General features: G+C 40.3%; 10 protein-coding genes and 2 pseudogenes. 5 read left to right on the forward strand and 7 right to left on the reverse strand.

What is annotated here, in order from left to right; genetic code table 11:
* Positions 1-43: 43 nt before the first annotated feature.
* The 6 genes and pseudogenes from ACFE90_RS08950 to ACFE90_RS08975 all read right to left on the reverse strand — a co-directional run.
* Positions 44-268: a type II toxin-antitoxin system MqsA family antitoxin gene (locus ACFE90_RS08950; RefSeq protein ID WP_375499675.1), complete on the reverse strand. Its 225-nt coding sequence runs from the start codon at positions 266-268 to the stop codon at positions 44-46.
* Positions 269-285: 17 nt separating this feature from the next.
* Positions 286-567 (reverse strand): DUF4258 domain-containing protein, encoded by a 282-nt coding sequence (locus tag ACFE90_RS08955; RefSeq protein WP_334821952.1) that lies wholly within the window; start codon positions 565-567, stop codon positions 286-288.
* A gap of 34 nt (positions 568-601) precedes the next feature.
* Positions 602-745 (reverse strand): hypothetical protein, encoded by a 144-nt coding sequence (locus ACFE90_RS08960; protein WP_375499677.1) that lies wholly within the window; start codon positions 743-745, stop codon positions 602-604.
* A 31-nt stretch (positions 746-776) separates the two neighbouring features.
* Positions 777-2,483 carry a DUF262 domain-containing protein gene (locus tag ACFE90_RS08965; RefSeq protein WP_375499679.1) on the reverse strand — a complete coding sequence of 569 codons (1,707 nt, stop codon included), beginning with the start codon at positions 2,481-2,483 and terminating at the stop codon, positions 777-779.
* A gap of 159 nt (positions 2,484-2,642) precedes the next feature.
* Positions 2,643-5,303: a bifunctional aconitate hydratase 2/2-methylisocitrate dehydratase gene (acnB, locus tag ACFE90_RS08970; protein ID WP_375499693.1), complete on the reverse strand. Its 2,661-nt coding sequence runs from the start codon at positions 5,301-5,303 to the stop codon at positions 2,643-2,645.
* Between the two features lie 293 nt (positions 5,304-5,596).
* A pseudogene (locus ACFE90_RS08975) lies at positions 5,597-5,710 on the reverse strand (DUF4351 domain-containing protein); the annotation flags it as partial.
* Between the two features lie 617 nt (positions 5,711-6,327).
* Between ACFE90_RS08975 and ACFE90_RS08980 the strand changes: the two are divergent.
* On the forward strand, positions 6,328-6,621 hold the full coding sequence (locus ACFE90_RS08980; protein ID WP_375499681.1) for a DUF433 domain-containing protein: 294 nt from the start codon (positions 6,328-6,330) through the stop codon (positions 6,619-6,621).
* Positions 6,618-6,917 (forward strand): DUF5615 family PIN-like protein, encoded by a 300-nt coding sequence (locus ACFE90_RS08985; RefSeq protein WP_375499683.1) that lies wholly within the window; start codon positions 6,618-6,620, stop codon positions 6,915-6,917. Before ACFE90_RS08980 ends, ACFE90_RS08985 begins: the two co-directional genes overlap by 4 nt.
* A gap of 294 nt (positions 6,918-7,211) precedes the next feature.
* Here ACFE90_RS08985 and ACFE90_RS08990 read toward each other — a convergent pair.
* Positions 7,212-7,525, reverse strand: a pseudogene (locus tag ACFE90_RS08990) (hypothetical protein); the annotation flags it as partial.
* Positions 7,526-7,797: 272 nt separating this feature from the next.
* On the opposite strand from ACFE90_RS08990, the gene ACFE90_RS08995 reads away from it, so the two are divergent.
* From ACFE90_RS08995 to ACFE90_RS09005, 3 genes are all read left to right on the forward strand, one after another.
* On the forward strand, positions 7,798-8,115 hold the full coding sequence (locus ACFE90_RS08995; RefSeq protein ID WP_375499685.1) for a 2Fe-2S iron-sulfur cluster-binding protein: 318 nt from the start codon (positions 7,798-7,800) through the stop codon (positions 8,113-8,115).
* A 314-nt stretch (positions 8,116-8,429) separates the two neighbouring features.
* Entirely contained in the window at positions 8,430-8,609 is a 180-nt protein-coding gene (locus tag ACFE90_RS09000; protein WP_229548581.1) for a hypothetical protein, read from the forward strand.
* A gap of 105 nt (positions 8,610-8,714) precedes the next feature.
* The gene (locus ACFE90_RS09005; protein ID WP_375499687.1) at positions 8,715-9,779 is read left to right on the forward strand and encodes a DUF3326 domain-containing protein; all 1,065 of its coding nucleotides are present in this window, start codon (positions 8,715-8,717) and stop codon (positions 9,777-9,779) included.
* The last annotated feature ends 45 nt before the right edge of the window (positions 9,780-9,824 follow it).

A 9,824-nucleotide genomic window follows, 5' to 3' on the forward strand; every position in this document is an offset into this window, starting at 1 on the left:
GACAATAGCTGAAGCAATATTTAATTTTGGCAATTATTCATGATCAAAAACTAGCCACTTCCACAGGACGTTCAACAGCTAATTTTTTCCGGTTAGTTTTGATTTGTTCAATTTTGTGAAGAGTTTCAGCAGTTAAATAACTTTCGCCGCAATGAGTACAGGTTATCATTGGAATGTTTTCTATTACTAGCAGGTCTTTACCCTTACCGTAAGTTCTAGTAATTCGGCGGACTTTTACACCTTCGCTTCCACAAATATCACACAGCATTTGCCGCTTTCCTGGTATTAGGGTATGTATACAGTAATGATAACAAGTTTTCCAGTTGGACTTAGCTTGGCAATTATTTCAACTTCCTCTGCATCAAGAGTTAAACCTCTGATGCGATATTTAAATTCTGCTGTCACTTTATCTTTTTGACGTTCCAGTATTTCGCCTGTGAGGATACCTTGTTCAATGTCATAGATTGTTAGATTGTCATCACTCATTTCTTCTTCAGCGTGTAGCGTCATTAAATACTGGCGAGAAGAAACTTTATCTCGCATTCGTTGCAAAATTTCATCGAACAAGGTGGTAATCTCAAACGAATTAGACTCTAACAGTTTACAGTGATTGCATCCCTAATTTACCAGGTGCGATCGCATGGATTGACCTCTTCCCCAACGCTGGTAGGGAAGGGGGTTGGGGGGTTAGGTCTGTGTGTAAAGTGCGGAGGTGCGATCGCAAGTCTATAAAGGACTTAACCAAGTATTGGTATTCTTTGAATGAAATACTCCTTTTATCTAGGCCAGACTTTAATAGCTATATCAGCTAAGTATTCTGCACGCTTTTTGATTGCTTCTTCATTCCAAATATTTATTTGTCTAAAATAATGGTTTAAAGACAAATTGCTAGTATTGAAATATGCTAGCTTTTCTGAAAAAGGTTTATTACCCATCTCAGAGTTATATCCTGTTAATGTGAGGTTACCTAACGTATGTAGCCATTTTTTCTGAATAGAAGCATGATTTACCCCTAACATTGTTTTCCATTCTTTATTTAATGTCTGGGGCATGATATGTTCAACAGTTAAGCTTTCTGACTTAACTTTTTCTTTAGTAAGAGATGACTCTAGACTCTCTAAAAGAAGCTTCGCTCTATCACTTAAACTTGTAGTGTATACACCCTTGGTAATAATCCCATCACGCAATGCATCATCATCAGGCCAAACTTTGCTCTTATCATAACCCTTTAAGACTTGTTGTAATCCATCAACCACATCACTAGGATTTACTTTCTGGACTTCAGAGTACAAAGTGTTGAAAACTAATCCTAAAGTTTTGGTGGAAATTCCAGCAAATAAACGACGTACAAAATAAGACTCTAGATAACGCAAAATTTCTTCAAACTTATCAAGCGATAAGCGTTCCTCTTCATACTCGTGATAAACATTGAGTAGGAATATATGACAAGTTGTAAAGTCAAGCCTTTTTAATTGCTGGAAGCAATATCTTAATTTAATCTCTGGTTCTTGTTCGCAAAAATTCAGACGCTGGTAATACTTGGCAAACTGTATAAGGTTTTGTAGCTCAGACTTTACACCAATCTCTGACTTATCAAAGCGTTTTTTGATATTTTTGTAAATTTCTTTTTGGTTAACTGCTTCACCATCTTTACGTAGATAAAACCAAAATGCATTTGTTAATTCGTCTGAATACACTTTTTGGCTAACACTAGATTTATAACTTTCTACAAAAGGTAACCATTCATTCTCATATACCTCTTCTCGCTCTTCATGCGGCAACCTCATAAATATATAGTTACGAACCAAGTCTACCTGAGTTAGTTCTTCTCCTTTATTATTTAAACTTTCAAAAATAAGATATGGGTTATCGTTTGCATCAGAAGTTATATTTACTATAACTAATTGCTCTAATATAATTTTTTTCAATTTTGTTAAATCAAGAGGTATATCTTGCTCAGGAACAGATTCTTTCAGACGTTTATCAAAAAAATTATAAGCTTCATTTATTTGCCCTGATTGCGATTCTGGGTTTTTGGTTTTAGCTGTTTTAGCTGTTTTAGCTTCAACTATATTTTTATATGCATCACGGTCATTTTGAGTAGGTAATACTTTAAAGTAATCGTCATTTTTATGATATTTGTTAATTAAATAAAATTCATATATTTGTTCAGACATTTGTTTATCATCTTTTTTAAGATGATTTCGTAATGCTGCTAAGAGAATACTAAGGGTGGTAAGACGTTGTTGCCCATCTATTACAACATATGGAGTGATGCCGTCAGCTGTTCCTAATTCAGCTTGTGTGACTATGGGGCCAAGAAAATAAGAACCTTGTACTTCATCATTGTAGAGACTCATCAAATCTTCCCAAAGAGTCTTCCAATTTTCCTGTTTCCAAGAGTAAGGTCGTTGAAACAGAGGTATTTGAAACTGTTTACCACCTTCTAGCAAGTTACGAAGAGTCGTTTCTGAGGCTTTCATTTTGAATTTAGTATAAATTGGGCTATCTTAACAAAAAAATCGCAATTATACTTAAAATATATTTATTTGTGATAATTAGCAAAAAAGCCCGTGTAGGCGGGCTTCATAAGTATAGTCTCAAGCTTTAAGCTGTGGGCAGTTAAGAGAAATTATTATTACCTACCTTGCCACAGTCGGCATACCCAAAAGATCCTCAAGCCTCGGCATATCTTCTAACGCAATCACGCGCCCTTCATCCTCAAAACCGACGATTTGATCGAAGTTCAAATACCGATACAAATCATCTGCAAAAGGATGAATTCTCCTCGCCACAATATCCAAATATTCCTGCACTGTCGGAAGTCGTCCCAGCAGCGCACAAACTGCGGCTAATTCTGCTGAACCAAGATACACTCGCGCATCTTTACCCATGCGATTATTGAAGTTGCGGGTAGAGGTAGAAAACACCGTTGTGCCATCAGCAACTCGTGCCTGATTACCCATGCACAAACTGCATCCTGGTATTTCTGTTCTAGCACCCGCAGCCCCAAAAACGCTGTATACACCTTCTTCTTTTAATTGGTGTTCATCCATACGCGTTGGTGGTGATATCCACAGGCGAGTTTTCACTTCACCTGCGCCTTCCAAAACTTTGGCTGTTGCGCGATAATGACCGATATTTGTCATACAAGAACCGACGAATACTTCTTGTACTGGATCGTTAGCAACTTCCGATAATAATTTAACATTATCGGGGTCATTAGGAGCAGCAACAATTGGTTCTTTTATTTCGTTTAAATCAATTTCAATTATTTCGGCATACTCCGCATCGGCATCGCCTTCTAATAACACGGGATTTGCTAACCATTCTTCCATCTTTGCCACACGGCGCAGCATGGTACGCGCATCTTGATAGCCTCGTGCTATCATATTTTTTAGCAGCGCTACATTAGAACGCAGATATTCAGAAATTGTCTCTACACTCAGCTTAATTGTGCATCCAGCACAAGAACGTTCAGCACTAGCATCGGTGAGTTCAAAGGCTTGTTCAACTTTTAAATCTGGCAAACCTTCTATTTCCAGAATTCGCCCGGAGAAGACATTTTTCTTGTTCTGCTTTTCTGCTGTGAGCAAACCTTTTTGAATTGCTACGTAGGGAATGGCATTCACGACATCGCGCAGGGTGATACCTGGTTGCAATTCACCTTTAAATCTTACCAAAACTGACTCTGGCATATCTAAAGGCATGACACCCAAAGCGGCTGCAAAAGCTACCAATCCAGAACCGGCGGGAAAGGAAATACCCAAGGGGAAGCGGGTGTGAGAGTCGCCGCCAGTTCCCACGGTGTCGGGTAGCAGCATCCGGTTTAACCAAGAGTGGATGATACCATCACCGGGACGGAGGGCAACTCCACCACGAGATGCAAAGAAATCGGGGAGTTCGTGATGGGTTTGGATGTCTACTGGTTTGGGATAAGCTGCTGTGTGACAGAAACTTTGTATCACTAAGTCTGCACTGAAACCAAGACAAGCGAGTTCTTTTAATTCGTCGCGGGTCATGGGGCCTGTGGTATCTTGAGAACCAACGGTGGTGATGATGGGTTCGCAAGATGTGCCGGGACGCACGCCAGGTAATCCGCAAGCTTTACCTACCATTTTCTGTGCTAGGCTGTAGCCTTTGCCTGTATCAAAGGCTTGCTGGGGACGGGTGAAAACGGTGCTGTGTTCTAAACCAAGTGCAAGACGAGTTTTATCGGTGAGGGTACGTCCAATAAGTAGGGGGATGCGTCCACCTGCGCGGACTTCATCAAGGATGGTGTCAGGTTTGAGGGCAAAGGTGGAAATGACTTCGCCAGCAACGTTAGTGATTTCGCCTTTGTAGGGATGGATGGTAATTACCATGCCGGTTTCGAGTTTGGTGACATCGCACTGAATAGGCAAAGCACCGGCATCTTCTGCTGTGTTAAAGAAGATTGGCGCGATCGCACCACCTAAAACATAACCCCCAGCACGTTTGTTTGGCACAAAAGGTATATCATTTCCCATGTGCCACAATACTGAGTTGATGGCAGATTTACGCGAGGAACCAGTACCAACTACATCCCCCACGTAAGCTACAGGATGCCCTTTTTTCTTCAGTTCGGCAATGGTTTTCAAACTTCCCGGTTGCCGTGACTCTAACATCACTAAGGCGTGTAAGGGAATATCTGGGCGAGTTGTGGCGCTTTGGGCGGGTGATAAATCGTCGGTATTGGTTTCGCCAGGAACTTTAAAGACGGTGACAGTAATCGCTTCTGGAACTGTGGGGCGAAGGGTAAACCATTCAGCTTCTGCCCAAGAGTCAATCACCCGTTTGGCGAAAGGATTGGTTTTAGACAACTCTAAAACATCGTGGAAGGCATCATACACTAAGAGGATTTTACTTAAGGCGTTGGCGGCGTAGGCGGCGATAGGTTCTTTTCCTTGTCCACCCATTACTAGAGGTGTTTCAGATGAGTCTGAGAGAGATACGGTGGGCCATTGCAGCAAATCGATTAAAGCTTGCACATTGTAACCACCTACCATTGTGCCCAGCAATTGCACTGCTTCTATGCGCGAAATCAAAGGACTGGTGATTTCCTTTTTGGCAATGGCGGTGAGAAATCCGGCTTTGACATAAGCTGCTGGATCAACACCAGGAGAAACGCGATCGCGCAATAAATGTAATAATATATCCTCTTGACCCTTGGGCGGATTTTTCAGTAATTCACATAATTCTGAGGTTTGCTTCGCATCCAATGGTAAAGGGGGAATACCGAGTGCTGCTCTTTCGGCAACGTGTTTACGATATGATTCCAGCATTTTTATCTTCTCCATTGGGATTTTCTCCCTTCAATTATGAAATATTTTTAGGCAATACTCGGCTATAAAAGTTTAGCTTACTTTGATGATGAAAGCCTTACTGGTAATCGGTTATTAGCAGCTTTTTTTATACTGAAGGTATAGTTTGAAAAGTATTAGGCGAATAAAATTCGCTACTACGCAAACAAAGTCCACGGAGATGGACTAAGAGGAAATCAAGGATTTTTAACCCAGATCGGTGGGTTTTGTCCGTATAGCCGCGACTTTTAGTCGCCAGGTGTAGTAATAATGAATTATATTGATTGTTGGTTTAACCAAGTTTCTAAATCAGCAACACTAGAAAAGTCTAGCAATGCTTCTCCTAAATTCTCTAATTGTTCGAGCGATAAACCTTGAATTCGCTCGATTTATGCCCGTAATTTCTCGGAATTTAATCATCAAAGGTTGATTTTCAGCAAAATAATATTATGTTTAAGCAATAGACAATAGGACACAGGAATGATCATAGGTGTCCAAATAAGCAAAAGTAGCTTAACTGAAAGCTTGACTCACCCGCCTGGAACTTCAGTTCCTTGTGGGACATGGTTTTTACGTTAAGTTGACACCAATAAGCATTGCTGTGCCCCTACAAATGGTCTGTATTCTATGTCAACAGCGATCGCTTTAACTTTAAGCCTTAATGTTGTAACCTTAAGGCTTAATGTTCTAGCTCTAAGGCTTTATGTTGTAACCTTAAGGCTTTATGTTATAACCTAAAGCCTTAATGTTGTAACCTTAAGGCTTAATGTTCTAGCTCTAAGGCTTTATGTTGTAACCTTAAGAGTCAACATTGTAACATTGATGACCAAAGTTTGTTGGTGAGTGCAATCATCGCTACATAGTGTATATTATTGATTTACAGCGATCGCAGAGTTGGAAAAAATTTCAATAAAAATGAAAAGCTTATTCTATAAGGCTTTTGACTTCCGCGTAGGGTATTAGTCTGTGATAGATTAACAGAGATACTGCCAAAAGTTTTATTAGTATGACAACTACTACAAACTCTCCCTATGTTACCCGGCAGCCTGATATTTTATCAGATGAACCGATTATTAAGGGAACTAGAACCCCTGTGAGAGCAATTGTTGAAAATTGGCGTTTAGGTATTAGACCAGAAGAAATACCGCTACATTTACCTCATTTAACTTTAGCGCAAGTCTTTGATGCTTTGAGTTTTTACTTAGATAATCAAGCAGAAATTAATGAATATATTGAGCGTAATCATGTCCCTGATGAATTAATACATCCTGCTGTTAAAGCTAGATTAAATCAAAAATGACGATTTTTGCTCAAATTTATATTGATAAAGATATGGATGTTCTTGTGGCTACTTTACTCTTAGCAAGAGGTTTTGATGCTACAACAGCCAGAGAACAGCAAATGTTAGGAGAACCAGATCAAAAACAATTAGCTTTTGCTGCATCTATTGGGCATTCTATTTTAACTCATAATCGGCTTGATTTTGAGGAATTACACACAAACTATCTAATTAATAGTCAACTTCATGCAGGGATTTTGATTGCTAAACGCAGAAGTTCCTATGAAATTGCCGATACGGGTTGCCATCCTTCTTGATACTTTGACAGCAGACGAAATTGCTAATCAATTATTGTATATTTAGCGCAATAATGATATAGCTTCTCATGTCTCGCCCAAAACGCAATTTACAATCAGGTTTTTGCTATCACATCACGACTCGCTGCAATAACCGCGAATTTTGTCTAGAGGATGTTTGAAAAGTATTTTTCGTAACACCAAAGCCTCGGAAATCTAACCCCCCTAGCCCCCTTCCCTAAGAGTGAATAGGGGTTTCAAAGCCTCTCTCCGCTTCGGGAAGAGGTTTGGAGAGGGGTTTCTAGTATACTAAAACTTGGGACTCACCCCCACAGGTCGTCACGATCCCACGCTTGCAACGCCGGATGCCATTTAGTCAAAAACGGCCTTAACCCATTATTCAACACAGCGATCGCAATTCCCCTAACTGACTCACGAGAAGCACCGACATCAGGCCTGGCGGCTTTAAGAACTTCGCGGGTTGTACCAAATAAACTATAAAGAGAATTCATCGCTTCTCGTACCAAACCCTGGTCAACTTCCAATGGTTGTACAGCAATGCGCGTCACCAATTCCACATAAAGCGACCAAGCCGCCTTCTTTTGTGTGGTGTCAACTTTCCAAGACATCGAACCAATGCCAAAAGGCAGACTTACAGATACAGTCTCTAAAGAAACGCGATGCCTACGGCGGGCTATGCCTACGCGCATATTCATAGTAAGCAAATTTAACTAATTTATTTGTGTATTGTATAGTAATTAATGTTACTAATATATAAATTATTCAGAATTAGTTGCTATAATTATCACTCTTTAACCAGAAATTTTTCAAACATCTGGATATTCTATACTAATTCAGATAAACTAATACATTTGTCCGTTGCATCACGCTTGTTTTGTATATGCCTAAAATTTACACTGTAGAAATTGATCACCAAGGCAAAATTCACACCTTGCAAGTTCCTGAAAATGAAACGATCTTATCAGTTGCCGATGCTGCTGGTTTGGAACTGCCGAGTTCTTGTAATGCAGGTGTTTGTACAACTTGCGCTGGTCAAATAAGCGAGGGAACTGTGGATCAAACTGATGGTATGGGCGTTAGTCCAGATTTGCAAAAGCAAGGTTACGTATTGCTTTGTATTGCCAAACCCCTTTCTGATTTGAAAATTCAGACGGAAAAAGAAGATGTAGTTTATCAGTTACAATTTGGTAAAGGTTAATAATTAGTAAACAGTTATCAGTATATAGAGGTTCTCGACAAGCGTGAGGTACAATTTTCACCTCACTTCCATTCCTCTCTCCTTTTAGGAGAGAGGCTTTGACTTGTTCCCCCTTCCCGAAGCGGGAAGGGGGTTAGGGGGTTAGGTCTATTTGTATACTTGTACTTCACCGGATTGAAAATGAGTATATGGTTTGATTATTGATAACTGCTCATAAAAATTTCCAAAGCTGATAAATAACACAAGTATTTTATTGCAGAGAAAATCAGCTATTCTAGTATTCTAGAAACTACAAATCAACAGGATTTACCAAAATGACAACTCATTTTATTACCGCAGAAATTGATTTACAAGAAACTCCCGCAGAGTTACTAGAAGTAATTGAAACAGAGTTAAAGAAACAAGGCGAACCCCTGCGTTGGGCAGTTACTTCTGTGGATGTTGACGAACAAAAAGCTACGGTTGAGGCTGTGGTAACGACAGTCAAGAGTTAGGAGTTAGGAGAAGAGACGCGATTAATCGCGTCTGTACAGGAGTTAGGATTTGATGGCAAGTGAATCATAAACTCATCACTCATAACTCAGCACTCATAACTTAAAATGAATCGTCCATATACCGCTATTTTAATTGTACCAACAGGCGTTGGGGCTGCCATTGGGGGTTATGCAGGAGATGCTTTACCTGTTGCCAAAGTTATAGCACAGGTTTGCGATCGCCTAATTACTCACCCCAATGTCCTTAATGGCGCAAGTTTGTATTGGAATCTCCCTAATGCTTCCTATGTTGAAGGTTATGGGCTTGACAAATTCGCCTCTGGATGCTGGGGTTTGCGTCCAGTCCGCAGTAACAAAGTAGGTTTACTTTTAGACCAAGCTATTGAGCCAGAGTTACGGCTACGACATATACAAGCAGCAGATGCAGTCAGAGCAACACTGGGATTGACTTTAACAGATTATGTAATTACTGATGCACCGTTAAATGTAGAATTGCGGACTACAACATCGGGAGCTAGTTGGGGAACAATTGGCAACCCGGATAGTTTATTACGAGCAGCTGAGATATTAATTAAAAAAGCGGGGGCAGAAGCGATCGCAGTTGTAGCCCGTTTCCCCGATGATATGGATGAGGAAGCAGTACAGAAATATCGCCAAGGTAAAGGCGTAGATTCTCTGGCGGGTGCAGAAGCCGTAATTAGCCATTTGCTAGTGCGAACCTTTCAAATTCCTTGCGCCCATTCTCCTGCTCTTTTGAGCGAACCTCCACAACCTGATTTATCTCCCCGTTCCGCCGCCGAAGAATTGGGCTATACCTTTTTGCCGTGCGTCCTTGTAGGATTAAGCCGTGCGCCACAATTTATAGTAGAGAGAGGAGCAATCGGATCGCAGCAAGAAGATATTTGGGTAGATGAAGTAGATGCTGCGATCGTACCAGCAAATGCTTGTGGTAGCAGTGCCTTACTGAGTTTAAGCCAAAAACAATGCCAAATAATTACAGTAGAAGAAAATAAAACTCTAATAAAAGTTCCTCCCCAACCGTTGGGGATCAAATCTATACAAGTAAACTCATATTTAGAAGCAGTGGGTGTATTGGTAGCACACAAAGCAGGTATTAATCCCGACGCTCTCCGTCCCAAATTATTACCTTTGCAGTCAATTAGTCATTAGTCATTAGTCATTAGTTATTAGTTATTAGTTATTGGTTAGTTGCTA

Origin of the sequence: uncultured Nostoc sp. (assembly GCF_964245445.1) — a bacterium.
Classification (GTDB): Bacteria; Cyanobacteriota; Cyanobacteriia; order Cyanobacteriales; family Nostocaceae; genus Nostoc.

What these genes read in the sequence shown, in the direction of transcription:
- ACFE90_RS08950 (WP_375499675.1), bottom strand. Translation starts at nt 268, where the DNA reads ATGCTGTGTGATATTTGTGGAAGCGAAGGTGTAAAAGTCCGCCGAATT.
- ACFE90_RS08965 (WP_375499679.1), bottom strand. Translation starts at nt 2,483, where the DNA reads ATGAAAGCCTCAGAAACGACTCTTCGTAACTTGCTAGAAGGTGGTAAA.
- acnB (WP_375499693.1), bottom strand. Translation starts at nt 5,303, where the DNA reads ATGCTGGAATCATATCGTAAACACGTTGCCGAAAGAGCAGCACTCGGT.
- ACFE90_RS08980 (WP_375499681.1), top strand. Translation starts at nt 6,328, where the DNA reads ATGACAACTACTACAAACTCTCCCTATGTTACCCGGCAGCCTGATATT.
- ACFE90_RS08985 (WP_375499683.1), top strand. Translation starts at nt 6,618, where the DNA reads ATGACGATTTTTGCTCAAATTTATATTGATAAAGATATGGATGTTCTT.
- ACFE90_RS08995 (WP_375499685.1), top strand. Translation starts at nt 7,798, where the DNA reads ATGCCTAAAATTTACACTGTAGAAATTGATCACCAAGGCAAAATTCAC.
- ACFE90_RS09000 (WP_229548581.1), top strand. Translation starts at nt 8,430, where the DNA reads ATGACAACTCATTTTATTACCGCAGAAATTGATTTACAAGAAACTCCC.
- ACFE90_RS09005 (WP_375499687.1), top strand. Translation starts at nt 8,715, where the DNA reads ATGAATCGTCCATATACCGCTATTTTAATTGTACCAACAGGCGTTGGG.